At 67.1% G+C, this 24,907-nt stretch carries 18 protein-coding genes; 8 read left to right on the top strand and 10 right to left on the bottom strand.

All coding sequences use genetic code 11. The annotated features are described in order from the left end of the window. Positions 1-37: 37 nt before the first annotated feature. The 7 genes from secG to EDC64_RS11490 all read right to left on the bottom strand — a co-directional run bounded on the left by secG (position 38) and on the right by EDC64_RS11490 (position 10,657). Positions 38-460, bottom strand: a complete 423-nt coding sequence (gene secG / locus EDC64_RS11520) for a preprotein translocase subunit SecG (RefSeq protein ID WP_132031449.1) — start codon at positions 458-460, stop codon at positions 38-40. A 143-nt stretch (positions 461-603) separates the two neighbouring features. Then, the gene (locus EDC64_RS11515; protein WP_132031448.1) at positions 604-1,503 is read right to left on the bottom strand and encodes an MBL fold metallo-hydrolase; all 900 of its coding nucleotides are present in this window, start codon (positions 1,501-1,503) and stop codon (positions 604-606) included. Positions 1,504-1,510: 7 nt separating this feature from the next. After that, positions 1,511-3,667: a methylmalonyl-CoA mutase gene (gene scpA, locus EDC64_RS11510; protein ID WP_132031447.1), complete on the bottom strand. Its 2,157-nt coding sequence runs from the start codon at positions 3,665-3,667 to the stop codon at positions 1,511-1,513. 128 nt (positions 3,668-3,795) lie between these two features. Beyond that, on the bottom strand, positions 3,796-5,625 hold the full coding sequence (locus EDC64_RS11505) for a methylmalonyl-CoA mutase family protein (protein WP_132031446.1): 1,830 nt from the start codon (positions 5,623-5,625) through the stop codon (positions 3,796-3,798). Further along, positions 5,622-6,863: an SAM-dependent methyltransferase gene (locus EDC64_RS11500; protein WP_132031445.1), complete on the bottom strand. Its 1,242-nt coding sequence runs from the start codon at positions 6,861-6,863 to the stop codon at positions 5,622-5,624. Before EDC64_RS11500 ends, EDC64_RS11505 begins: the two co-directional genes overlap by 4 nt. Before the next feature lie 89 nt (positions 6,864-6,952). Continuing rightward, positions 6,953-8,980 (bottom strand): acetyl-CoA carboxylase biotin carboxylase subunit, encoded by a 2,028-nt coding sequence (locus tag EDC64_RS11495; protein ID WP_132031444.1) that lies wholly within the window; start codon positions 8,978-8,980, stop codon positions 6,953-6,955. 144 nt (positions 8,981-9,124) lie between these two features. Continuing rightward, a complete protein-coding gene (locus EDC64_RS11490; RefSeq protein ID WP_132031443.1) occupies positions 9,125-10,657 on the bottom strand; it encodes an acyl-CoA carboxylase subunit beta in 1,533 nt (510 codons plus the stop codon). A 294-nt stretch (positions 10,658-10,951) separates the two neighbouring features. Between EDC64_RS11490 and EDC64_RS11485 the strand changes: the two genes are divergently transcribed. The 7 genes from EDC64_RS11485 to budA all read left to right on the top strand — a co-directional run bounded on the left by EDC64_RS11485 (position 10,952) and on the right by budA (position 19,071). Next, the gene (locus EDC64_RS11485; protein ID WP_165933729.1) at positions 10,952-12,016 is read left to right on the top strand and encodes an SH3 domain-containing protein; all 1,065 of its coding nucleotides are present in this window, start codon (positions 10,952-10,954) and stop codon (positions 12,014-12,016) included. 70 nt (positions 12,017-12,086) lie between these two features. Further along, positions 12,087-13,439, top strand: coding sequence for a glutamate--tRNA ligase (locus tag EDC64_RS11480; RefSeq protein WP_132031441.1), 1,353 nt, complete (start codon positions 12,087-12,089; stop codon positions 13,437-13,439). A gap of 46 nt (positions 13,440-13,485) precedes the next feature. After that, positions 13,486-13,896: a lysozyme inhibitor LprI family protein gene (locus EDC64_RS11475; protein WP_165933728.1), complete on the top strand. Its 411-nt coding sequence runs from the start codon at positions 13,486-13,488 to the stop codon at positions 13,894-13,896. A 14-nt stretch (positions 13,897-13,910) separates the two neighbouring features. Then, complete coding sequence (locus tag EDC64_RS11470; RefSeq protein WP_132031439.1) at positions 13,911-14,366, top strand: GNAT family N-acetyltransferase; 456 nt, start codon at positions 13,911-13,913, stop codon at positions 14,364-14,366. A 45-nt stretch (positions 14,367-14,411) separates the two neighbouring features. Next, a complete protein-coding gene (uvrB, locus tag EDC64_RS11465; RefSeq protein WP_132031438.1) occupies positions 14,412-17,012 on the top strand; it encodes an excinuclease ABC subunit UvrB in 2,601 nt (866 codons plus the stop codon). Between the two features lie 181 nt (positions 17,013-17,193). Then, on the top strand, positions 17,194-18,075 hold the full coding sequence (locus tag EDC64_RS11460; protein ID WP_245504660.1) for a DUF3313 domain-containing protein: 882 nt from the start codon (positions 17,194-17,196) through the stop codon (positions 18,073-18,075). A 159-nt stretch (positions 18,076-18,234) separates the two neighbouring features. After that, positions 18,235-19,071, top strand: a complete 837-nt coding sequence (gene budA / locus EDC64_RS11455; protein WP_132031436.1) for an acetolactate decarboxylase — start codon at positions 18,235-18,237, stop codon at positions 19,069-19,071. Positions 19,072-19,125: 54 nt separating this feature from the next. Here budA and EDC64_RS11450 read toward each other — a convergent pair whose 3' ends face one another. Together EDC64_RS11450 and EDC64_RS11445 are read right to left on the bottom strand one after the other, a co-directional pair. After that, positions 19,126-21,021, bottom strand: a complete 1,896-nt coding sequence (locus EDC64_RS11450; RefSeq protein ID WP_132031435.1) for a DEAD/DEAH box helicase — start codon at positions 21,019-21,021, stop codon at positions 19,126-19,128. Between the two features lie 128 nt (positions 21,022-21,149). Continuing rightward, a complete protein-coding gene (locus EDC64_RS11445) occupies positions 21,150-22,262 on the bottom strand; it encodes an S-(hydroxymethyl)glutathione dehydrogenase/class III alcohol dehydrogenase (protein ID WP_132031434.1) in 1,113 nt (370 codons plus the stop codon). A gap of 257 nt (positions 22,263-22,519) precedes the next feature. On the opposite strand from EDC64_RS11445, the gene EDC64_RS11440 reads away from it, so the two are divergent. Beyond that, positions 22,520-23,230 carry a superoxide dismutase gene (locus EDC64_RS11440; protein WP_132031433.1) on the top strand — a complete coding sequence of 237 codons (711 nt, stop codon included), beginning with the start codon at positions 22,520-22,522 and terminating at the stop codon, positions 23,228-23,230. A 69-nt stretch (positions 23,231-23,299) separates the two neighbouring features. Here EDC64_RS11440 and EDC64_RS11435 read toward each other — a convergent pair whose 3' ends face one another. After that, the gene (locus tag EDC64_RS11435) at positions 23,300-24,781 is read right to left on the bottom strand and encodes an MFS transporter (protein WP_132031432.1); all 1,482 of its coding nucleotides are present in this window, start codon (positions 24,779-24,781) and stop codon (positions 23,300-23,302) included. Positions 24,782-24,907: the final 126 nt, after the last annotated feature.

The raw sequence follows: 24,907 nt of genomic DNA, 5'->3' as shown, positions 1-24,907 counted from the left end.
GGAGAACCGGACGCGGCGGGGTTTCCGCCGCGGGGCGTCACTGGGACTGCGGAACCTGAGGTCCGCCCGGCGCCGGTGCGGCGGGCGCGGCCGGAACGGATCCGTCGGCCGGCGCGCTCTGGCCCGCCGGGGCGGGGGGACGAATCTGATCGAGGATGGTCGCACCGCTCTGCGGCACGGATGGCCCGGTCGGAAGCCCCGGCTGGTTCAGGATGGAGGGGGGCGTGCGTCCCCATCCGGCGATCACCGTCAGGCTCAAGCTTGTGACGAAGAAAATCGCCGCGAGGATCGCGGTCGCCCGCGTCAGGACGTTGGCGGAGCCGCGGGCGCTGAAGAAGCCGCCGCTGCTCCCACCGCCGCCGCCGATGCCGAGCCCGCCGCCTTCGGAGCGCTGGATCAGCACGACGCCGATAAGGGCGAGCACCACCATCAGGTGAATGACGATCAGAACTGTCTGCATGGACACCATCGTTCGCGCCGCACCTGGGGCGGCGCCAAGCCAAATCGGAAAGCCAAATCGGGCGCGTTCCTACACGATCGCGCCCCGCATTGAAAGGGCGGCGCGCAATCGCACCGCGCCGCTGAAGCCCTCTTTACCCGGTTTCAATCCGCGTCGCGCCACCCTGCGGCCCGCCGGACCGCCGCCACATTCTGGCGATGCACCGCCTCATAGGGGGCGAAATAGGTGACGGCTCCGGTCGCGAACGCCGCCGCCGCAAAGCTGCGCAGATCCTCGCAATTCACTTTAACTTCACCTGAAATCTCAATGAGCTTTTTAATATAAGCCATTGTTGCATAAATAAATTCTTTACCATACCCGCCGCTGGCGATGGTCTCCTCCGCGCCGTGGTTCGGGAGAATCCGGGTGATATCCCAGTCCGCCATCCGGGCGAGATCGACGAGATGGGCGGCGAGCCGGCCGGGCTCGTCGACATAGGTCACGGGGTCTTCCAGCGTGTCCCCGGCCAGGAGGATGCCGTCGGGAAGCCGCACGACCGTGGCGTCGCAGGAATGCACGTCGACCTGGATCAGGCGGACCTGGAGCGCGCCGACCGCCAGCCCGCATTCGCCCTCATAGGTGCGCGTCGGCAGGATCAGCGGCTTGATCGGCGGGTCGCCGGATTCGAGGTCGGCGCGCTTTTCGGCGAGGATCTCGGCGGTGCGGCGGCTGGCGAGGATCTCGCAATCGGCGAACGCCGCGGTGCCGGCGACATGGTCGTCGTGCCAGTGGCTCAGGACCACGATCATGTGCCGCACGCCCTCGGCCTCCAAAGTCCGGCGGATCAGGCGGGCATGGGCGAGCGAGATATTCGTGTCGTAGATGAGGGCACTACCGGCGTTGATAACGGCGTAAGAAGCGATGCCCGCCTCATATGCACCGTCGTCGAGCCAGTTCGGCGCGGCGGAGTGGAGCCGCACCCCGGGCACCCGCCCGTCGTAGAAAGCGCGAATATGCGGCGCCGGCCGCAGCACCCGGAGGGTGTCGCCGAGCGCCGGGGGCATGGCGGATCTATTCCGCCGCCGCCCGGGAATGGCCCAGGCGCTGGGCCAAAGTGACGACGAGATCGCGCGCCGCATCGGCGATGACCGTGCCGGGCGGGAAGATCGCCTCCGCGCCGGCGGCCTTCAGGGCGTCGTAATCCTGCGGCGGCACGACGCCGCCCACCACCACCATGATGTCGCCGCGCCCTTCCGCCTCGAGGGCGGTCTTCAGGGCAGGAACCAGCGTGAGATGGCCGGCGGCGAGCGAGGAGATGCCGACAATGTGCACGTCGTTCTCCACCGCCTGGCGCGCAGCCTCCTCCGGCGTGGCGAAAAGCGGGCCGATATCAACGTCGAAGCCGAGATCGGCGAAGGCGGAGGCGATCACTTTCTGGCCGCGGTCGTGGCCGTCCTGGCCGACCTTGGCGACGAGGATGCGCGGACGCCGGCCCTCGTCGTGGGCGAACGCTTCCACCAATTGCTGGACCTTGGCCACCTTGTCGGTCATCGCGCCGGCTTCCCGCTTATAGACGCCGGAAATCGCCCGGATTTCGGCGCGGTGACGCCCGAACACCTTTTCCATTGCGTCGGAGATTTCGCCCACCGTCGCCTTGGCGCGGGCAGCCTCGACCGCGAGCGCGAGCAGATTCGCCCCCTGGCTTGCACCCTCGGTGAGGGCGGCGAGGGCGGCTTCCACGTCCGCCGGGTTGCGTTCCGCCTTGAGCCGCTTCAGCTTTTCGATCTGCGCCGCACGGACCGCGGAATTGTCGACCTTCAGGACGTCGATCGGCCGTTCGCGCTCGGGCTTGTATTTGTTGACGCCGACCACGGTCTGCGCGCCGCCGTCGATCCGCGCCTGTGTGGTGGCGGCGGCCTCCTCGATGCGCAGCTTGGGGATGCCGGCCTCGATGGCCTTGGCCATGCCGCCGAGTGCTTCGACTTCCTCAATGTGCGCCCAGGCCTTGGTTGCGAGGTCGGCCGTCAGGCGCTCGATGAAGAAGGATCCGCCCCACGGATCGATCTGGCGGGTCGTGCCGCTTTCCTGCTGGAGCAGGATCTGGGTGTTGCGGGCGATGCGGGCGGAGAAGTCGGTGGGAAGGGCGAGTGCCTCGTCGAGGGCGTTGGTATGAAGCGACTGGGTATGCCCCTGCGTCGCGGCCATCGCCTCGACCATGGTGCGCATCACATTGTTGAACACGTCCTGCGCCGTCAGGCTCCAGCCGGAGGTCTGGCAATGGGTCCGCAGCGGCAGCGATTTCGGGCTTTTTGCGCCGAGATCGGTCATCAGCTTGGTCCAGAGGAGGCGCGCGGCGCGCAGCTTCGCCACCTCCATGTAGAAATTCATGCCGATGGCCCAGAAGAAGGACAGGCGCGGCGCGAACACATCGATGTCGAGCCCGGCCTTGGCTCCGGCGCGGACATATTCCACCCCGTCTGCCAGCGTGTAGGCGAGCTCCAGATCCTGCGTCGCCCCCGCCTCCTGCATGTGGTAGCCGGAAATGGAGATCGAGTTGAAGCGCGGCATCTCCTGCGACGTATAGGCGAAGATGTCGGAGATGATCCGCATCGAGGGCAGGGGCGGATAGATGTAGGTATTCCGCACCATGAATTCTTTGAGGATGTCGTTTTGAATCGTGCCCGAGAGCTTGGCGTGCGGCACGCCTTGCTCTTCGCCGGCGACAATGAACAGAGCGAGGATCGGCAGGACCGCCCCGTTCATGGTCATGGACACGCTCATCTGGTCCAGCGGAATGCCGGAGAACAGGGTGCGCATGTCGTAGATGCTGTCGATTGCGACCCCGGCCATGCCGACATCGCCGGCGACGCGGGGGTGGTCGCTGTCATAGCCGCGATGTGTGGCGAGATCGAAGGCCACCGATAGGCCCTTCTGCCCGGCGGCGAGGTTGCGCCGGTAGAAGGCGTTGGAATCCTCAGCCGTGGAGAAGCCGGCATATTGCCGAATGGTCCATGGCTGGTTCGCGTACATGGTGGGATATGGCCCGCGCAGATAGGGGGCGATGCCGGGATAGGTATCGAGGAAAGTCAGGCCGGCCACATCGTCCGCGCCGTAGAGCGGCTTCACCGGAATGCCTTCCGGCGTCATCCAGGGGGCGGCAGCGGCGCTTTCCGGGGCAAGCTCCGGCGCACGCCACGCGATCTCGGCGAATGCGGGCAAGCGGCTCATAATCCCCATCCTACCTCAAAATACGCCATTTGGCGCGCGTGTCCCACAGTGCGGGTGTCCCGCCACTTTCCGTCCCGGCTTCGCTCCCGACCTGCGGCCCGACGGCCCCGGGCCGGTGCGCACGCCGGTCAAAGCCCGAGCGCGGCGTGGGCGATCCTCAGCGCCGCCAGCACGTCGCCGCCGGCATGGATGAAGCCGCTGACCCCCGCCGCGGTCAGCGGGCCTTCCAACTCTCCGGGCCTCCCGGCGAGCCAGATCGTGTGCGCCCCCGCCGTCTTCAGCGCATCGGCCGCCACCACGCCTTCCGCGGCATAAAGGTCGTCGGACGCGCAGAGGCAGGCGAAGGTCGTCCCCGACGCCACGAAGGCGTCGATCAGATCGTCGAGCCGGGCGAACGGTTCCGGCACCGGGGCCTTGAGCCCGCCGGCTTCGAAAAAATTCTTCGCAAAGGTCGCGCGCGCCGTGAAGGCCGACACCGGCCCGAGCGTGGCGAGGAAGACCATCGGCGGTACGGCCGCCGCCTCGGCCGCGTCGCGCAGGGCTTCGAACGGTTCGGACAGCCGGTGCGAGGCGAATGCGGTGTCCATCACGGCCGGCGGCGGTGCCGGCGCGGGCGCCAAAACCTCCGCCGGTACCTGATCAAGCAAGGGAAATTCGGAGGTTCCGGTCAAGGGCTCCTTGCGGGTCGCGACATCCTTGGCGCGCCGCGCGCGCACCTGCGCCACCTCGTTCTGCCACCAGCCGAGGGAGACGGCATCCGCCATCCCGCCCTTCGCCTCGATGGCGCGGAACACCTCCCAGGCGGCGGCGGCCAGTCCCTCGGTCTGCGCTTCCACCGCCCCGGCCCCTGCGGCAGGATCGGCGACGCGGTGCACGTTCGCCTCTTCCAGGAGGATGAGTTGGGTGTTGCGGGCGAGCCGCCGGGCGAATGGGTCCGGCAGCCCGAGGGCCTGGGTGAAGGGCAGGACGGTGATGCTGTCGGCGCCGCCGACACCCGCTGCGAAGGCGGCAATCGTGCCGCGTAGGAGGTTCATATAAGGATCGCGCCGCGTCAGCGTACGCCAGGCGGTGGTGGCGTGGACGCGGAGCGGCGGCGCCTTCACCCCCGCCTCGCGCATCGCCGCACCCCACAGCAAGCGGATCGCGCGGAATTTGGCGATGGTGGCGATCTGGTTGACGTCCGCGGTCAAGGCCAGTTCGATCCGCCCCGCGGCCTCTTCGAGCGCCATCCCGGTGGCTTCCAGGGCGCGCAGATACGCGATGGCGGTGGCGAGAATTGCGGCGAGTTCCTGCGCGTCCGAGGCCCCGGCCGCGTGGTGGACCGCGCCGTCCGCGCGGGCGAGCGGCGAGGAAAAGCCGCGCGCGGCGAGGAGGCCGCACGTCTCCCCGAAACGTTGCGCGAGGTTTGCCCATGGCATCGGCGCCGAACCCGACCGGGCCATGTCGCCGATCGGATCGAGCCCGAAAGATACCCACAGTCCCTTTGGGTCGTGGCCCCGCTCGTCGATCAGCGCCGCGAAGGCGAGGGCATCCTCGCGCCCCTGGAAGCGCCCGCTCTCGATCCGCGTCTCGATGAGATCGACCATCACGCTGTCGAGGACGCGGGTGAGAACCGCGCCGTCCGGCAGGCCGAAGCCGTGAGCGTGGGGCGAGGAGGCGAAGACGAGCGTCAATCCGGAGGCGCCATTGCCGAGATCGTCGAGCGCCTGAGCGTTGGCGGCGTCGAGGTCGGCCTGGTCGACCCGCGCCGAGACGGTCCAGGGCGCGCCGGGCTGACGGCCGGCGAGGATGCGGCTCTCGGCGCGGCGCGGCGGCAGCGGGTCGAGGACGAGGCCCTCATAGGTGCGTGTGACCAGCTTGCGGTCATAGGGGGCGCCCTTCAGCACGCCCTCGACGAGCTTCATCCAATCCCCGCGGGTCGCGGGCTTCAGGTCGGTGGCGAACGGCAGGTCGGTCATGCCGGGCTCTCCTGCGCCTCGCGGGCGATCAGCGCCCGCTCGTCCTCGAACATATAATCCCGCCGCACCGGCACGTCGTCCCGCCGCTCGGCGAGCAGGAGCTGGAACACCATGTTGGAGCCGTGCAGGAAGCCCAGTTCCACCGCCGAGAGATAGAAGTCCCACATACGTGCGAACCGTTCGCCCATCATCGCCTCCACCTCGCCGTAGCGGGCGAGGAAGCGGCGGCGCCAGGCGCGGATGGTCCAGTAATAATGCAGCCGCAGCACCTCCATGTCGGCGACCCAAAGATGGGTCCGCTCGGTGGAGGCGAAGACTTCGGACAGCGCCGGCACATAGCCGCCGGGGAAAATGTATTTGCGGATGAAGGGGGCGGTCGTGCCGGGCGGCGACATTCGGCCGATGGCGTGCACCAAGGCGAACCCGCCGGGAGCGAGCAGGTCGCGGACGCTGGTGAAATAGTCGTCGAAATGATTGACCCCGACATGCTCCATCATGCCGATCGAGACCAGGCGGTCGAATTTTCCCGTAAGCGTGCGGTAGTCCACCTCGCGAAAGTCGATCAGTTGGCCGACCCCCGCCTGCTCGGCGAGCCGGCGCGATTCCGCAAGTTGCTCGGGGGAGACGTTGATCGCCGTGACATGGGCGCCGCAGGTCTTGGCGAGATAGATCGACAATCCGCCCCAGCCCGAGCCGATCTCCACCACCTTCATGCCCGGCGCGATCTTCAGCTTTGCCGCGACATGGCGGAACTTTGCCCGTTGGGCGTCGGCAAGGGGTTGCTCGGGATGGTCGAAATACGCGCAGGAATAGGCCATCGTCTCATCCAGCCACAGCCGGTAGAATTCGGCCGGATGGTCGTAATGCGAGGCCACGTTTTCCTTCGCCTTCCCGATCGGATTGGCCTGCTGGAACCGCTTCAGGGAACGCCAGGCGCGGCGCAGCGCCTGTTGGACCGGATGGCTGCCGAGGCCCTTGCGGTTGACCGAGAACAGCAGCAGCAGGTCGAACACGCCCGACCCGTCCTCGAAGGTGAGCCGCCCGTCCATATAGGCCTCGGCGGCGACGAGTTCGGGGTTGAAGAACAGGTCCCGCTCCAGCTTCTCGTCTTTCAGCCGCACCGTGACCTTCGGCCCGTCGACCCCCGAACCGAAAACGGTGCGCTGGCCCTTGGCCGTGATGACGGTCAGCGCGCCCTTCTCGACGAAGCGGGACAGGAGATGGGAGAGCAGACGCATTCAGGCAGATCCTCGACGCACGAGCGCAAGCGTTTCCCTCAGCCGCTTGCTTGGGAGGGGGGGAGGGCGAATGCTGCCGGCGGCCCGCATCACGCGAACTCCAGGATCACCGCGTCGACCGCAAGGCTGTCGCCGGGCTTGGCGTGGACCGCCTTCACCACCCCGTCGCGCTCGGCGCGCAGCACATTCTCCATCTTCATCGCCTCGACCACGGCGAGGGCCTCGCCCGCCTTGACGTCCTGGCCCGGCTCGACCGCGATCGAGACGACCAATCCGGGCATCGGGCAGAGCAGTTCCTTGCCGCCGCCGGCCGCCTTCTTCTCCGGCATCAAGGCGGCAAGTTCGGCCTCCCGGACGGTAAAGACGCGCGCCTCGGTGGCCACCCCGCGAAACGCGAGCGCGACTCCGTTCGGCAACGGGCGCACCTGGAGCGCGGAGGGATTGGCGTCGATCGTGCCGAGCCAGACTGGGGCGCCGGGCTTCCAGTCGCTGGTCAGGACATGGGCATGGCCCCTCGCGCCGTCCGCGTCGAACACCTGGACCTTATAGGCGCCGTCCGCCTCCTTGATCTCGCAAGTGACCGAAACCAGCGCATGGGTGCCGCCGAGATGCACCACGCGGCGCTTGTCGAAGGTGACGGGCGTGCCCATCATCTGGCCCGAAATCTGCCGCTTGCGGGCGTTCTGAACGTGATCGATGACCGCCGCCACCGCCGCGAGCTGGTGGGTGAGTTCGCCCTCCGGGGCACGGGCGTGGAAGCCGTCGGGATATTCCTCGGCGATGAAGCCGGTCGAGAGCGCGCCCTTCTGCCAGCGCGGATGCGCCATCAGCGCGGAGAGAAAGGGGATGTTGTGGCCGATCCCGTCGATGGCGAAGGCATCGAGCGCGTCGGCCTGCGCCTCGATCGCCGCCGCGCGGGTCGGCGCATGGGTCACCAGCTTGGCGATCATGGGATCGTAATAGAGCGAGATTTCGCCGCCCTCATAGACCCCGGTGTCGTTGCGCACCGTGATGTCGCCGAATTTGCCTTCGACCGGCGGGCGGTAGCGCACCAGGCGGCCGATCGAGGGCAGGAAGCTGCGATAGGGATCCTCGGCATAGATCCGGCTTTCCACGGCCCAGCCGGTCAGCGTGATGTCGTCCTGGGTGAAGGCGAGCGGCTCGCCGGCCGCCACGCGGATCATCTGCTCCACGAGATCGATGCCGGTGACGAGTTCGGTGACCGGATGCTCCACCTGCAGGCGGGTGTTCATTTCCAGGAAATAGAAGCTCTTGTCCTGGCCGGCGACGAATTCCACGGTGCCGGCGCTGTCATAGCCGACCGCCTTGGCGAGGGCGACGGCCTGCTCGCCCATCTTGCGACGGGTCTCGGCGTCGAGCAGGGGGGAGGGGGCCTCCTCCACCACTTTCTGGTTGCGGCGTTGAATGGAGCATTCGCGCTCGCCGAGATAGAGCACGTTGCCGTGCTTGTCGCCGAGCACCTGGATTTCGATATGGCGGGGATCGACGATGAATTTTTCGACGAACACCCGGTCGTCGCCGAACGAGGACTTCGCTTCGGATTTGGCGCGGTCGAACCCGTCCTGCACCTCGGCGCGGGAATAAGCGATGCGCATGCCCTTGCCGCCGCCGCCGGCCGACGCCTTGATCATCACGGGATAGCCGATCTCGTCGGCGATGATCGCGGCCTGGACGCCGTCCTCGATCACGCCGAGATGGCCGGGGACGGTGGAGACCTTGGCCGCCGCCGCCGCCTTTTTGGATTCGATCTTATCGCCCATCGCCTCGATGGCGTGCGGGTTCGGGCCGATGAAGACGATGCCGTGCTCGGCCAGGGCCTTGGGAAAGGAGGCGCGCTCGGACAGGAAGCCGTAGCCGGGATGCACCGCCTCGGCGCCGGTCGCCTTGCAGGCTTCGATGATCTTCTCGGCGATGAGATAGGATTGGGCGGCGGGCGGCGGGCCGATATGCACCGCCTCGTCCGCCATCTCGACGTGGAGCGCGTCCTTGTCGGCGTCGGAATAGACGGCCACCGTCTTGATGCCCATTTTGCGCGCCGTCTTGATGACGCGGCAGGCGATCTCGCCCCGGTTCGCGATCAGGATCTTCGAGAACATCGTCGTCTGTCCCCCGGCGCTTGGCGCCCATGATTTGCTCGCCGTCATCGCCGGGCGTCTCCCGGCCATCCACGGCTATCCCTGAAGTGACGCCTGATCGGCGCCGCGTGGATTCCCCTGGCAAACCCAGGCAAGACCGCGCTGCTACAGGGGCAGATTGTCGTGCTTGCGCGCCGGCTGCTCCACCTCTTTCGAGCGCAGCATGGCGAGCGCGCGGGCGAGGCGTTTGCGCGTGGTGCGCGGCATGATCACCTCGTCCACATAGCCGCGCTCGGCCGCCACGAAGGGCGAGAGGAAGCGCTGCTCGTAATTCTTCGTCTGTGCCGCGATCTTCTCCGGGTCGCCCATGTCGGCGCGGAAGATGATCTCGACCGCGCCCTTCGCGCCCATCACCGCGATCTGCGCGGTCGGCCAGGCATAATTCACGTCGGCGCCGACATGCTTGGAGGCCATGACGTCATAGGCCCCGCCGAACGCCTTGCGGGTGATCACGGTGACCAGCGGCACGGTCGCCTGAGAATAGGCGAACAGCAATTTGGCGCCGTGCTTGATGAGGCCGCCATATTCCTGCGCTGTGCCGGGCAGGAAGCCGGGCACGTCGACGAAGGTCACGATCGGGATCTCGAACGCGTCGCAGAAGCGCACGAACCGCGCGGCCTTGCGCGACGCGTCCGCGTCGAGAACCCCGGCGAGCACCATGGGCTGGTTGGCGACGAAGCCCACCGTGCGTCCCTCGATCCGGCCGAAACCGGTGACGATATTCTTCGCGAACGCCGCCTGGATCTCGAAGAAATCGCCCTCGTCCACGACCTTCAGGATCAACTCCTTGATGTCGTAGGGCTTGTTGGGATTGTCCGGGATCAGCGTATCGAGGCTGTCGTCGATCCGCAGCGGGTCGTCGAAGGACGGCCATTCCGGCACGCCGTCCTGATTGTTCAGCGGGAGGAAGTCGATCAGCCGCCGGGTCTGGAGCAGCATCTCGACGTCGTTCTCATACGCCCCGTCCGCCACCGAGGATTTGGTGGTGTGGACCTTGGCGCCGCCGAGTTCCTCGGAGGTCACGGTCTCGTTGGTCACCGTCTTCACAACTTCCGGGCCGGTGACGAACATGTAGCTGGTGTCGCGCACCATGAAGATGAAATCGGTCATGGCGGGGGAATAGACGTCGCCGCCCGCGCACGGCCCCATGATCAGCGAGATCTGCGGGATCACGCCGGAGGCGGTGACGTTGCGCTTGAACACCTCGCCATAGCCGCCGAGCGCCGCGACGCCTTCCTGGATGCGCGCGCCGCCGGCGTCGAACAGGCCGATGATGGGTGAGCGCGTCTTCAGCGCCATGTCCTGGATCTTGGTGATCTTGCGCGCATGCTCCTCGGACAACGAGCCGCCGAACACCGTGAAGTCCTTGGCGAAGACGAAGACCTGCCGGCCGTTCACCGTCCCCCAGCCGGTGACCACGCCGTCGCCGGGGATCTTCTGCGTCTCCATGCCGAAATCGACGCACCGGTGCTGGACGAAAGTGTCGAACTCCTCGAACGATCCCCGGTCGAGCAGCAATTCGATGCGCTCGCGTGCCGTGAGCTTGCCGCGCGCATGCTGCGCCTCGATCCGCTTCACCCCGCCGCCCAGAGCGGCGACGCTGCGGCGGCTTTCCAGCTCCTCAAGAATGTCCTTCATGCCCGCCCCCGACGCGATGCCGCCCTCTTCCAACTCAAAGTCACTCTAATGGCGCCTTGCACCGAAGGAAAAGCCCCGCTTTGTCGGGCCGGCTGCAAAATGCGGCGGGAGCGAAAATTCTCTTCGCGGCTGCGGTAGAAGGCCTTTGGTTTGCGGCGAGGCGGAGAGACTGTACGGTGCCGGCACGAAGATGCCGCGCGCGCGACCCAATCCCGCCATGCCTTAGGGCTCGAAAAGCCGCGGAACGTTACGTCAATGGGTTACGGCCGATTTGGCCGCTCGACGAGGGGTATCATGGACGCATTGCGTGTCTTCCCGCCGCGAACCGCCGCGGCGTGGGTGGTGAAGATGCGGACTCGGGGCGTATCTCTGTTGCTGAATCGTCGCGAGTCTCGGGAGGGGGATCTGCGTGCGCAATTGTCGCGCGCGCCGATGCGCCGGGTCGCGACTGCGCTCCTGTCCGCCGGGTTTGCCTGTGCGGCCACGGCTGCTCTGGCCTATCCGGGGGTCACGACCGGAAACGTCAATATGCGCGCGGGTCCGGATACGGAATTTCCGCGCGTCACTGTTCTTCCGGACGGTGTCGGCGTCGAGATTGTGGGCTGCTTGGACAACCAGTCCTGGTGCGACGTGATCTATGGACCTTATCGCGGCTGGGTTTATGGCGAGTATCTCGGCTTCGCCTATCGCGGCCGCACCGTGCTGGTGCCGGAATATGCTCCGGTCGTCGGCATCCCCATCGTCGGGTTCAATTTCGGCAATTATTGGGGACGCTATTATCGCGGCTCGCCATGGTGGGGCCAGCGGTCGCAATGGCAATATTACCAGCCGCGCCCGCGTCCCGGCTGGGGGCCGCCGCCTCCGGGTCCGGGCCCGCGTCCGCCGAATTGGTGGGGGCCCGGCAATCGGCCTCCGCCGCCGGGTCCCGGCCGGCCGGGCTGGCAAGGCGGCAGCCCGACGGGTCTGCCGGTGATCGGGCCGAACGGACCCGTGCCGGGCGGCCCACCACCGAATTGGAACCAGCCGCGCAACCCCGGAAACCCCGGCGGCCCACCGCCGAATTGGAATCAGCCACGCAATCCCGGCAATCCGGGTGGGCCCCCGCCAAATTGGCAGAATCAACCGCGCAACCCCGGCAATCCGGGCGGTCCGCCCCCCAACACGCAGGGACCGCGCAATCCAGGCGGTCCGCCGCCGAACGCCCAGGGCCAGCCGCCGCGCGGTCAGCCCGCGCCGCCGCCCGCGCAAGCGGCGCCCGCACAGCCTGCGCCTGCGCAACCCGCGCCGGCACAGCCCGCATCGCCGGCGGAAACGCCGGCCCGCGGAACCGGGCTTCAGGTCGTGCCTGTGCCACGCTGAGGCCTTGGCGGCCGTCCCGCCGGGGCGGCCGCCTCTTTCCAGACGCGGCGTGGCGTTCTAATGGCATGCCATGCCCGCACCGCTCTCCGTCTTCCGCTTCGCGCCCTCGCCCACGGGCCTTCTGCATGTCGGCAATGCCCGCACTGCTCTGCTGAACGCGCTGCTCGCGCGCCGCGCCGGCGGCATCTTCATTCTGCGATTCGACGACACCGATGCCGCCCGTTCGCGCGACAGTTTCGCCGCGGCGATTGCTGACGATCTCGACTGGCTCGGCATCCCGCCTGACCGGGTTGAGCGGCAGTCGTCTCGCCTGCCCATCTATGCCGCCGCCGCCGAACGTCTGAAGGCGGCCGGACGCTTGTATCCGGCCTATGAGACCGAGGCCGAACTCGATCTGAAGCGCGGCTTGCAGCGCGCGCGCGGCCTGCCGCCGGTTTATGACCGTGCCGCTTTGTCCCTTACCGAGGCGGATCATGCCCGCTTCGCGACTGAAGGGCGGGCGCCCCACTGGCGCTTCAAGCTGGCGCACCGCACGGTCGCCTGGGACGACGGCGTGCGCGGGCGGCAGCAGGTCGACACGGCGAGCCTGTCCGACCCGGTTCTCGTGCGCGAGGACGGAAGCTTCCTCTATACCCTGCCGTCGGTGGTGGACGATCTCGATTTCGGCGTCACCGACGTGGTGCGCGGCGAGGACCATGTCACCAATACCGCAGTCCAGATCGAGCTGATCGCGGCACTCGGCGGGGGCGTGCCGCGGTTTGCGCACCACAATCTCCTCACACTGCCGAGTGGGGAGGGCCTCTCGAAGCGCCTCGGTCATCTCTCGCTGAAGGCGCTGCGCGAGGCCGGCGAGGAGCCGCTGGCGGTGGCGGCCGCTGCGGTGCTGGTCGGCACGTCCGAGGCGCTGGCGCCGGTCGAGAGCCTGGCCGCGCTGGCCGATCGTGTTGACCTTTCGCGTATTTCCCGCGCTCCCGCCCGCTTCGATCCGGCCGATCTCTCCACGCTCACCGCGCGCACGCTCCACATGCTGCCCTTCGAGGCGGTCGCCCGACGGCTGGAGGATGCCGGAATCGGCGGCGGCGCTGTCTTTTGGCACGCGGTGCGCGGCAATCTCGGGCGCTTCATCGATGCCAAGGACTGGTGGGAGATCATCGACACGCCGCGTGTCGGCATGGCGCCGCCGGAAGAGGCGGACTTCCTCGCCGCGGCCGCGGTGGTGCTGCCACCGGAGCCTTGGAGCGCCGAGACCTACGGCGCCTGGATCGCCGCGGTGAAGGACCGCAGCGGCCGGACCGGCAAGGGGCTTTTCCGCCCCCTGCGGCTCGCCTTGACCGGGCAGGAGAAGGGACCGGAACTTGCGGCGTTGCTGCCGCTGATGGGGCGGCGCCGCGTTCTCGCCCGCTTGCACGGAGAGACTGGCTGAGACGGGACGACGCTGATTGCCGTCGCAAATCGAATTGGGAATGACCATGACCAGAGCCGCGGGCCTTGCCGCTTTCGTTATCCTCGCAGCCCCGGTGCTCGGTGCCGCCCCCGCTGCCGCCGCGCCGAAGCCGCCGACGATTTCCTGGTATGGGGGCGAATTCGAGACGTGCAATTCCAAGATGGCGACGGCGGCGATCAGCGATTGCGTCACGGCACTCACCGAGGCCTGGGACAAGCGACTCAATACGGCCTATCGGGCGTTGATGGCGGCGCAGAATCCAGCCCAGAAGGAGCGGTTGCGCACCGCCCAGCGGGCCTGGATTCAGTTCCGCGACGCCAATTGCACCTTTTACGGCAGCGTCGAAGGCACCATCGCCAATATCGAGTTCGCTGAATGCCGCCGCGTGCTGACGGCGCAGCGCACGATCGAGCTGGAACTGGCGAATACGCCGTAAAGTGAGGGGATCCGATGGGGGCCGAGATCGAGATCCGCGCGATCGGCGTGGGTGACCATGACGCCTGGCTCCCGCTCTGGCGGGGATACCAGGCATTTTATGAGATCGAGATACCTGAGGCGGTGTCGCGCCGAACCTGGACACGGCTATGCGATCCGTCCGAGATGGTGTTCGGCGCTCTCGCCTGGTCCGGCGGCGCAGCGGCGGGGCTGGTGCATTTCCTCGCCCACCGCTCGACCTGGACCGCCGGTGACGTCTGCTATCTCCAGGACCTGTTCGTCGCACCGGCGGGGCGGGGCGCTGGGACCGGACGGGCGCTGATCGATCATGTCTATCGTGCCGCCGATCAAAATGGGTGGGAGGAGGTCTATTGGCTGACCCACGAGACCAATGCGACGGCACGTGCGCTGTATGACCGGATCGCGGTGCGCTCCGGGTTCCTGCATTATCAGCGTCCCGTTTCGGGATAGCCGGCGCGCCTTCCCACGCGCCGCTTGAGCCCCCATATTGGCGGCATGGCCAAAGCATCCCGTCCCGGCAAGCTCGGCGAGCGCTCCCAGCGCCATTTCGAGCCGGCGCCGCTCCAGACTCTCGATCCTGCGCTTGCCGCCTCTCTGGGCGTCGCGGCGGAGGATTTCGGCACGTTCGAATCGGCGGGCGCCTCCGCCACCGTGGCGGCGCTGTCGCGGCTGATCGTCGAAGGACGGCCGGAAGTGACCGGCCAGACCTGGATGCCGCATCGCCCGTCCCGTCCGGACAAGAGCGAGGGCGGCATCCGCTTCGCGATGAAGAGCGACTTCAAGCCCGCAGGCGACCAACCTCAGGCGATCGCCGAACTCGCTGCTCAGGCGCGGGCGCAGGAAAAGGATCAGGTCCTGCTCGGAGTCACCGGATCCGGCAAGACTTTCACGATGGCCAAGGTGATCGAGGAGCTGCAGCGCCCCGCGATCGTTCTCGCTCCGAATAAGACCTTGGCGGCGCAGCTTTATGGCGAGTTTAGGAGCTTTTTTCCTGATAACGCCGTCGAATACTTCGTTTCGTATTACGATTATTATCAGCCGGAAGCTTATGTTCCGCGCACGGACACCTATATCGAGAAGGAATCCTCGATCAACGAACAGATCGACCGGATGCGCCATGCCGCGACCCGTGCGCTGCTGGAGCGGGACGACGTCATCATCGTCGCCTCGGTCTCCTGCATCTACGGCATCGGCTCGGTCGAAACCTATTCGTCGATGACCTTCAAGCTGGAAGTGGGCGAGCGCATCGATCAGCGTCAGCTCATCGCCGATCTCGTCGCCCTGCAATACAAGCGCATCCAGTCGGACTTCGCGCGCGGCACTTTTCGGGTCCGCGGCGACAATATCGAGATCTTTCCCGCGCATTACGAGGACCGCGCCTGGCGCGTGTCGCTGTTCGGCGACGAGGTCGAGAGCATCGCCGAGTTCGACCCGCTCACCGGCCATAAAACCGGGGATATGAAGAGCGTGAAGGTCTATGCCTCCTCGCATTATGTCACACCGCGCCCGACGCTCATCCAGGCGATTTCCGGCATCAAGAACGAGCTGCGCCTGCGTCTCGACGAACTGAACCGGATGGGCCGTCTGCTGGAGGCCCAGCGCCTGGAGCAGCGCACCCGTTACGACCTCGAAATGATGGAGGCGACGGGAAGCTGCGCGGGCATCGAGAATTATTCCCGTTGGCTCACCGGCCGCCGGCCGGGCGAGCCGCCGCCGACCTTGTTCGAATATGTGCCGGACAATGCTTTGGTCTTCACCGACGAGAGCCACGTCACCATTCCCCAGATCGGCGCCATGTATCGCGGCGACTTCCGCCGCAAGGCGACGCTCGCGGAGTACGGCTTCCGGCTGCCGTCCTGCATGGACAATCGCCCGCTGCGCTTCGAGGAATGGGACGCCATGCGGCCCCAGACGATCCATGTCTCGGCGACGCCCGGCCCGTGGGAGATGGACCGCACCGGCGGGGTCTTCGTGGAGCAGGTGATCCGCCCCACCGGCCTGATCGATCCCCCGGTCGACGTTCGCCCCGCCCGAACCCAGGTCGACGATCTGTTGGGTGAGGTGCGCGCCGTGGCGGCGGCCGGCTACCGGACGCTGGTGACCGTGCTCACCAAGCGGATGGCCGAAGACCTGACGGAATATCTGCACGAGAACAGTGTGCGCGTGCGCTACATGCATTCGGACATCGACACGATCGAGCGGATCGAGATCCTGCGCGACCTGCGGCTCGGCGCCTTCGACGTGCTGGTGGGCATCAATCTCCTGCGCGAGGGCCTGGATATCCCGGAATGCGCCCTCGTCGCGATCCTCGATGCCGACAAAGAGGGCTTCCTGCGCTCCGAGACCTCGCTGATCCAGACCATCGGTCGCGCCGCACGAAACGTCGACGGGCGGGTGATCCTCTATGCCGACCATGAGACCGGCTCGATGCAGCGCGCCATGGCCGAGACCGCGCGGCGCCGCGAGAAGCAGCTCGCCTACAATGCCGAGCACGGCATCACGCCGGAAAGCGTGAAGAAGGCGATCGGCGACATTCTCGGCTCGGTCTATGAGCGCGACCATGTCCAGGTCGATGTCGGGCTCGCCGAGGAAGGCGCCGCTTTCGGCCACAATCTCAAGACGGTGATGGCGGATCTCGAAAAGCGCATGCGCGCTGCCGCCGCCGACCTCGATTTCGAGACGGCTGCGCGGCTGCGCGACGAAATCAAGCGCCTGCAGGCGACCGAACTGGCGGTCTCGGACGATCCGATGGCCCGCCAGGAGGCGGTGGACGACCGGACCGGCGGCTATCGCGGCCCGAAGAAATACGGCCGCGCCGCCAACGAGCCGCCCAAGCCCGCCAAGGGCAAACGGCACCCCCCCGCGGCGCCCGACACGCCGACGGACGACGGCTTCATCCCCTCCCGCGCCCGCGGACCGGACGAGATGCCGCTTTATGCGCCGCGCCCTTCCGCCAAAGTCGCAAAGCCGAGCCTGGACGATATGGGACCGGGCACGGACCGCGCGGAGCCGATGAGCGCGCTCGATTACCGGCCCGGCCCGCGGCCGGATCCCGGCACGAAGGGATACCGCAAGGGGGGGCGACGGAAAGGGTAGCCTCCGCCTGGACCGCGGCGCACCGGGGAGGGGCCATGTGCATGCGGACGCGCCGTGGCGACGAAGAGGGTGGGGCCGGGCTTGACCTGCCCCGCCCGTTCATGCGGACTGCAGGGTCACCGACAGGCGCACTGCTTCGTCGAATCTTCGTATTGCGGGTCCGAAGCTTGGGGAGAATGGTGTGGTCACGGCGCGCAATCGACTGGCCGGCCTTCTCCCAATCCTGATTCTTCCGCTTCTGGTCGCCGGCTGCGCGACAGCCCCTTTGGATGAGGGTGGCTCTCTTACGTCCTATGGCGACCTCGCTCAGGCCGACGGCATCCTGACCAAGTCGAAGCTGCGCATCGACAAGGACGCGGTTCTCGCCGCAAAGACGGTGCGGATCGTCCCCACGGCGTTTGCCGCGCCGGCGCGGCTGACTTCCATCACGGAGGAGCAGAGACGCTTGGTTTCCAACGCGGTGGACCGGTCGCTATGCGCCGGGCTGAGCGAGCGCTTCGCGGTTGTTTCGCCCGCCGAGCCGGCGGACCTAACCGTCCATGCCGTGATCACCAACATGGCGCCGACGGACGAAACTGCGGTGGCCGCGACCAAGATCGCCTCGGTCGCAAAATCGATCCTGCTGCCGGGCGTACCCGTTCCGACGCCGCGTCTACCGATCGGCCTCGGCAGCCTCTCCATGGAGGCGGAAGCGCGGGGTCCAGGAGGCCGCCCGGAGGCCGCCATGGTGTGGGGACGGGGCGCAAACATGCTGTCGGGTTCGGCGCGTGTGTCCCGATCGGGAGATGCCTACGAACTGGCGGGCGCCTTTGGGGAAGACTTCAGCAAGCTTCTGGTAACGGGCGAAAATCCGTTCAAGTCCCTGTCCGGCCCGCCGTCGCCGGAACGCTTCCAATCCTGGGCTGGCGGGGCGCCGAAACACGCGGCCTGCGAGGTGTTCGGGCGCGAGCCCGGCATCGCGGGTCTGGTCAGCGGCGCTGTCGGCATGCCCCAGGAATGGACCGACAAAGGGGGCGGATCCACTTCGTCCGCCCCGGAAACGGCCGGCCCCAACGCGCGTTGAGCTGCGCGCGGCGCCTGAAACGGGTGACGCTCCGACAACGCAGGTATTTTCCCTCCGATGCGTCACCTGTGACGAGGCTGGGGCTTGCCTCCGGCCCTCCCAGGGGCAGACTGCGCCGCCAGCCGGACCCCGCCGGCTCGACACAGACGAACGGACCTCATGCCGACACTCACCTGCGAGATTTCCCAATCCCTCCTGGACGCCTTGAACCGGGCCAGCACGGACAGCGGGGAGGGGATCGACCATATCGTCTCGCGCGCGCTGGCCGATACACTGCAACTGGACCATGGCACGCTGTTCCAGGTCTCGACCGCCGGCGCCCTGGTGGAGGGGCTGTTCTCCGGTGTGGTGTCTGTGGAGACGCTGAAGGAGCATGGCGATTTCGGCCTCGGCACGTTTGCCGGGCTGGACGGCGAAATGATCGCGCTCGATGGCACCTTCTACCAGATCCGCAGCGACGGCAGCGTCCGTGAGGCGCGGGACGACCAGCAAGTCCCGTTCGCCGAAGTGACGCATTTCGCGGCCGGTGCGCGGGCTGTCCTTCCGCCGTTCGCTTCGATGGCGGACCTCCTGGCCGAGCTCGACCAAAGGCGTGGCACCGACAATCTGTTCTTCGCGGTGCGGCTCGACGGATGCTTCGTCCGTCTCCATCACCGGGTCGCCAGCAGGGCCGCCGAGCGCGAGACTCTCGTCGAGGCGACCGCCCATCAGGCCGAGTTCCATGCGGCCGAGGAGTCGGGGACGATGGTCGGCTTCTGGACGCCGGCTTATGTGCGCGGCATCGGAATCCCTGGCTGGCACCTGCATTTCATCAGCGCCGACCGCGCGCGGGGCGGCCATGTGCTGGATTGCGCCGGCGCCGAGATCGCGTTGGCGCTCGAAGCGATCGATGATTTCCGCCTCGCCATGCCGGAAACGGCGGCCTTTCTCGCCGCCGATCTGTCGCGCGACACCACGGCCGCTCTCGACACCGCCGAGCGTGGCCACGGGCACTGAGCAAACGGCCGATCGGGTGCCGGGGCCTGTGGCCGGGCAGCGGAATATGCCGCCTCAGTCCCAGATGCGCTTGGGCTTGCCGGGGCCGCCGGCATTGTCCTTGCGCTTCTTCGGCTTGCCTTCACCCTTCGGCTTGGGCTCGGCCTTCGGCCCTTTCGGATAGGCGGTGCCGTCCGCCCGCCGCTCCTTGCCGAACGCGCCCCTCACCTTGGGGCGCTCCGCCACGTCCGGCGGACGGTCGGCCTTGACGGGATCATAAGCGGGCTTGCGGGTCCGAGGCGCCCGCGCGGGCGCCGCGCCGCCGACCATGGGCTCGATGAGCACATCGCCGCCCTGCGAGGCCCGGGCCTTTTCGAGAAACTCATCGGCCAGATCCGCGGCCACTTCGAACACCGTCTCGCTGTCGAAGATGCGGATCGAGCCGACATCCTGCTTGGTCACGTCGCCTCGGCGGCAGATCAAAGGCAGCAGCCATTTGGGGTCCGCATTGCGGCGCCGGCCGACCGGCATGCGGAACCAGACGGTAGTGCCGGCCGCCCCCGCCTCCCCACCCGGGGATCCGGCCGCGCCGCCGCGGCTGTCGCGGCTGCGCGCGGGCGGGGCGTCGCTGCGCTCGCGGCTGCGCGCAGTGCGGCCCTCGCCGGGATCGAGGACGTCTTCGGGCGCCGGCAACCGGTCCCGATAGAGCCGCACCAGGGCGGCCGCCAGATGTTCGGGGGAGCGCTGCGCCAGCAGCGTCTGCACGAGGTCGGTCTCCTCCGGCCCCGGCTCCTCGGCGATCAGCGGGTCCGCGAGCATGCGCTCCTGGTCGAGCACACGGATTTCGTCCGGGCTCGGCGGCCCGCTCCAGGACGCCTCCACCCTGGCGAAGGCAAGCAATTGCTCGGCCTTCCGCCGCCGCGAGGGCGGCACGAGGAGGATGCTCGATCCCTTCCGGCCGGCTCGTCCGGTGCGGCCGGAGCGGTGCTGAAGGGCCTCGGCGTCGTGAGGCAGCTCGGCATGGATGACAAGGCCGAGATTGGGCAGATCGATGCCGCGGGCCGCGACGTCGGTCGCGACGCACACCCGCGCCCGGCCGTCGCGCAGCGCCTGAAGCGCCTGGTTGCGCTCGTTCTGGGCCATCTCCCCCGACAATCCCACGGCCGCGAAGCCACGCTCCTGCAACGTCGACAGAAGATGGCGCACGCTTTCCCGCGTGTTGCAGAACACGATCGCGGTCGGGCTCTCGAAATAACGCAGCAGGTTCACCACCGCATGTTCGGTTTCCTTCGGCACGATGCGCACCGCGCGATAGGCGATGTCGGCGTGCCCGCCCTCGGTCGCCGCGACTTCGATGCGCAGGGCGTTGCTCTGATAGCGCTTGGCCAGGGTGACGATCGGCTTCGGCAGGGTGGCCGAGAACAGCAGGGCGCGCTTGTCCGGCGGGGTCGCGGAAAGGATGAATTCCAGATCTTCGCGAAAGCCGAGATCGAGCATCTCGTCCGCCTCGTCGAGGACCGCGACCGCGAGGGCGGAGAGGTCGAGGCCGCCGCGCTCGATATGGTCGCGCAGCCGCCCCGGCGTACCGACGACGATATGGACCCCATCGGCGAGCGCCCGGCGCTCGCGGCGCGGATCCATTCCGCCGACACAGGCGACGATGCGCGCGCGGGCGTGCTCATAAAGCCAGGTCAGCTCGCGCTGCACCTGGAGCGCAAGTTCCCGCGTCGGCGCGACGATCAGCGCCTGCGGCGCGCCGGGCGTTCCGAAGAATTCCGCTTCGCCGAGCAAGGTCTCGGCGATGGCGAGGCCGTAGGCGACGGTCTTGCCGGAGCCGGTCTGGGCCGAGACCAAAAGGTCGCGCCCGGCCGCCTCGGGGGCCAGGACGAGCGCCTGGACCGGTGTCGGCTCGGCATAATCACGCGCGGCAAGGGCCCGCGCGATGGACGGAGAGGGAGGAGAGAAGGCCAAGGGTTTCGCCTGCTTCGGCGCAAACGCGCGGCGCCCCGATGGGAGCCTTGCTGTCGTCGCACGGGGGATAAGGTTGCCACTCTTCTACCCGAGAGCCGCCTTGTGCGCCATCGCCTTCCCGCCGCAGCTCAATAGAGCACGACCGAGCGGATCGATTTGCCCTCGTGCATCAGGTCGAAGGCGGTGTTGATCTCGTCGAGCGGCATGGTGTGGGTGATCAGATCGTCGATATTGATCTTCCCCTCCATATACCAGTCGACGATCTTCGGAACGTCGGTGCGGCCGCGCGCCCCGCCGAACGCCGTGCCGCGCCAGTTGCGGCCGGTGACGAGCTGAAACGGCCGGGTGGCAATCTCGGCGCCCGAAGGGGCGACGCCGATGATAATCGATGTCCCCCAGCCGCGATGGCAGCATTCCAGCGCCTGCCGCATCACCGCGACGTTGCCGGTGCAGTCGAAGCTGAAGTCGGCGCCGCCGTCGGTCAGATCCTGAATCGCGGCGACCACCTTGTCGGCGCCCACTTCGGTCGGGTTGACGAAATCGGTCATGCCGAACTTGCGGGCGATCTCGATCTTGGCGGGGTTGATGTCGACGCCGATGATCTTGTCGGCGCCGACCATGCGCGCGCCCTGGATCACGTTGAGGCCGATGCCGCCGAGCCCGAACACGGCGACATTGGCGCCGGGCCAGACCTTGCCGGTATAGACCACCGCGCCGATCCCGGTCGTTACGCCGCAGCCGATATAGCAGATCTTGTCGAACGGCGCGTCGGGGCGGACCTTGGCGAGGGCGATCTCGGGCAGCACGGTGAAATTCGAGAAGGTCGAGCAGCCCATGTAATGAAACACTTCGCCGCCGTCGCAGGAAAAGCGGGTGGTGCGGTCCGGCATCAGGCCCTGGCCCTGGGTCGCGCGGATCGCGGTGCACAGGTTGGAGCGCTGGGAGAGGCAGGTTTTGCACTGCCGGCATTCCGGCGTGTAGAGCGGAATCACATGGTCGCCGACCTTGACCGATGTCACGCCCGCGCCCACTTCGCGCACGATGCCGGCGCCTTCATGGCCCAGGATGGCGGGAAACTTGCCCTCCGAATCGAGCCCGGACAGGGTATAGGCGTCGGTATGGCAGACACCGGTCGCCATCACTTCGACCAGGACTTCGCCAGCCTTCGGCCCACCGATTTCGATCGTCTCGACCGTCAGCGGCTTGTTGGCTTCCCAGGCGACGGCGGCGCGCGATTTCATGGGGCAGGGCCTTTCTGTAAGGTGGGGGCCGGACGGCCCCTTCAGGCGTCGAGGCAATGTCCAAGCCCGGGGACTTTTGTCAACCGCGCGCATGGAGCGGAACCGCAGCCGTCACCGCTTTGGCGCTTTTTGCTGCCAAGTTGCGCCGGTGCCGCATACGGGGAACCGTGGACGCGATGCGGGGTTGCCCAGGCATGCCGTTACGGTATTCGGCCGGAGCCGGCACCCCCTTGTTCTAGTTCCTGCGGAGGCCCCCCATGGCCCAGATTCCGAGCCTGACACCCGAGACTCTCTCTGCGCTTTCCCGGCGCGATGCGCTGATGATCGCCGGCGTTGCGGCCGGCGCGACATTGTTTGCACCCCATGCCGCCCGTGCGGCGGCACCCTTCACTATTCCGCCGCTGCCCTACGCCGAGGACGCGCTTGCCCCGACAATTTCCCCGCGGACCGTGGGCCTGCATTACGGAAAGCATTCCAAGGGCTATTACGACAAGGTGAATCAACTCGCCGCCAACAAGCCCTATGCCGACATGACGCTCTCCGAAATTGTCGTTTCGGCGAAGAAGGGTGGCGACACCGCGATGTTCAACCAGTCGGCCCAGGCCTGGAACCACGACCTTTATTGGGCGTCCTTCAAAGGCGGTCCCGCCAAGCCGGATGCCGCCTTCGCGAAGGCGGTGGATCGCGACTTCGGCGGCATGGAAGGTCTGGTCCGCAAGATGGTGGAGACCGGCGATACCGTCTTCGGCACCGGCTGGGTTTGGCTTGTAAAGGACGGCGACGGTCTCGCGGTGGTCGGCATGAAGGACGGCATGAACCCTCTTGCGGACGGCAAGACCACTCTCGTCGGCGTCGATGTGTGGGAGCATGCCTATTATCTCGACTACGAGAACCGTCGGGCGGCGCATGTCGAGGCGGTTCTGAACAAGCTCGTCAATTGGCAGGTGGTCAGCGACAGGTTCGGCTGACCGGTGGCATCTTGAGCCCGCCTGGCGGCGGCCTTCGGTCGCTGCCGGGCAAGTCTAAAGACGGGTCAGTTATTGACCCATGTCCTCCAGGCTCTTCCCAGTGGTCTCGATCTGGAAACGCCAGGTGACCCAGGCACCGAGAAGCGAGGTGCCGGCGAGGATGTAGAGCAGGATCTGCGTGCCTATATCCGCAAGCAGGATGGGAAAAAGGAACGCGGTGATGACGGCGCCGATCTTGGCCGCCGCAGCGGCAAAGCCTGCACCAAGTCCGCGCACATGGGTCGGGAAGACCTCGCCGGCGAGCAGATAGGTCTGCGCGTTGGGGCCGATATTGGTCATCAGGTTGAACAGCATGAAGCCGATATAGATGAGCGTCAGCTGCATTCCGCCTTCGTAATTGGTCGAGAAGGACGCAATCAGAAGGCCAGCGGCGCAGCCGAAAAAGCCCAGGATTTGAAGCGGGATCCGTCCGACGCGGTCGGCCAGTAGAACGGCGACGATCATGCCCACCAGAAGCAGCAGATCGATGAAGCCCGCGCCTTTGGCCGCCAGGAGGTCGTTGGCGATGATGTCGCTGACCTCATGCGAAACGCTCGATCGATGTTCGCCGATTGCAGCCGCGAGGATGGTCGGGGTGAAGATCCCGATCCCGTAAGTGGACAGGTCCTGCAGAAACCAGGGCACAGAGGCGAGGATGGTGGCGCGCCGGTTCTTCACCTTGAACAGCGTGCCGAGGTGCCGCTCCTTGTGCGCATGATGATGGTGCGCCTTCACCTTGAGCTTCACGCTTTTCGGATAGTCCGGCTTGCGCTTCAGAAGCAGGCGCATCTGGGCCTCGGCGTCCGACACCCGCCCCATTGCGGCGAGCCAGTGGCTGCTTTCCGTAACAAAGAAGCGGCCCACGAGAACGATGATGCCCGGAATGATGGCGCTGGCATACATCAGGCGCCACGCCCCGATGTCGGGAACGAAGCTCAGGATCAGATAGCCGATCGCCGTGCCGACAAGCGCACCCACGGCCTGGAAGGCGAAGGCGGCGAGCACGAGGCGCCCGCGCGCATTGCTCGGGATGCTCTCAGAAATCACGAGATGCGCGGTGGGATAGTCGCATCCGAGGGCGAGCCCGACGCCGAACAGGAAGGTGAGCAGCCACCAGAAGCTGGGCGCCGTCGCCAGCAGGGCCAGGAACAGGATGAAGATGACCATCTCGACGATGAACATCAGTTTGCGGCCGAAATGATCCGCCAGCCCGCCCAGGGTCAGGGCACCGACCAGGATGCCGAGGAGGCTCGCCGCGCCGACCAGGCCGTGCTGGAAGGCGCTCATGCCGAACTCTTCGGCGATCAGCGGCAGCGCGACGCCGGTCATGAATACGACGAGGCCTTCGAAGAACTTGCCGGCGGCGGCAAGGCCCCAGATCCGCCATTGCATGGCGGTGAGCGGTGCTGACGAAACCGGCGTTCCGTCTCCCCAAACCGGTGTCTCGTCGAGATAATCCTGGACCGAGCGTCCCTCCGCGGCAGCGGGCTGGGTTGTGTGCGGCTGGTTCATGGATGCTCCCCGCAATTGCGCGCCGCGTCCCTTGCGCTCAAGCTGTGAATGGCGTGTGACATCCGCCGTACCGCATTCATCATGCTTCAAAAATGTCGATGGTCCGGGGGGTGGACCGGGTCGCGA

The organism is Aquabacter spiritensis (genome assembly GCF_004346185.1).
In the GTDB taxonomy this organism is placed as follows: Bacteria; Pseudomonadota; Alphaproteobacteria; order Rhizobiales; family Xanthobacteraceae; genus Aquabacter; species Aquabacter spiritensis.
This window is presented reverse-complemented; position numbering and strand designations above follow the sequence as displayed.

Bases quoted from the DNA above. Each gene is read 5' to 3' on its own strand.
- budA (WP_132031436.1), top strand. From the start codon at position 18,235: ATGCCGACACTCACCTGCGAGATTTCCCAATCCCTCCTGGACGCCTTG.
- EDC64_RS11480 (WP_132031441.1), top strand. From the start codon at position 12,087: ATGCCCGCACCGCTCTCCGTCTTCCGCTTCGCGCCCTCGCCCACGGGC.
- EDC64_RS11475 (WP_165933728.1), top strand. From the start codon at position 13,486: ATGACCAGAGCCGCGGGCCTTGCCGCTTTCGTTATCCTCGCAGCCCCG.
- EDC64_RS11515 (WP_132031448.1), bottom strand. From the start codon at position 1,503: ATGCCCCCGGCGCTCGGCGACACCCTCCGGGTGCTGCGGCCGGCGCCG.
- secG (WP_132031449.1), bottom strand. From the start codon at position 460: ATGCAGACAGTTCTGATCGTCATTCACCTGATGGTGGTGCTCGCCCTT.
- uvrB (WP_132031438.1), top strand. From the start codon at position 14,412: ATGGCCAAAGCATCCCGTCCCGGCAAGCTCGGCGAGCGCTCCCAGCGC.
- scpA (WP_132031447.1), bottom strand. From the start codon at position 3,667: ATGAGCCGCTTGCCCGCATTCGCCGAGATCGCGTGGCGTGCGCCGGAG.
- EDC64_RS11445 (WP_132031434.1), bottom strand. From the start codon at position 22,262: ATGAAATCGCGCGCCGCCGTCGCCTGGGAAGCCAACAAGCCGCTGACG.
- EDC64_RS11470 (WP_132031439.1), top strand. From the start codon at position 13,911: ATGGGGGCCGAGATCGAGATCCGCGCGATCGGCGTGGGTGACCATGAC.
- EDC64_RS11490 (WP_132031443.1), bottom strand. From the start codon at position 10,657: ATGAAGGACATTCTTGAGGAGCTGGAAAGCCGCCGCAGCGTCGCCGCT.
- EDC64_RS11435 (WP_132031432.1), bottom strand. From the start codon at position 24,781: ATGAACCAGCCGCACACAACCCAGCCCGCTGCCGCGGAGGGACGCTCG.
- EDC64_RS11500 (WP_132031445.1), bottom strand. From the start codon at position 6,863: ATGCGTCTGCTCTCCCATCTCCTGTCCCGCTTCGTCGAGAAGGGCGCG.
- EDC64_RS11485 (WP_165933729.1), top strand. From the start codon at position 10,952: ATGGACGCATTGCGTGTCTTCCCGCCGCGAACCGCCGCGGCGTGGGTG.
- EDC64_RS11440 (WP_132031433.1), top strand. From the start codon at position 22,520: ATGGCCCAGATTCCGAGCCTGACACCCGAGACTCTCTCTGCGCTTTCC.
- EDC64_RS11505 (WP_132031446.1), bottom strand. From the start codon at position 5,625: ATGACCGACCTGCCGTTCGCCACCGACCTGAAGCCCGCGACCCGCGGG.
- EDC64_RS11495 (WP_132031444.1), bottom strand. From the start codon at position 8,980: ATGTTCTCGAAGATCCTGATCGCGAACCGGGGCGAGATCGCCTGCCGC.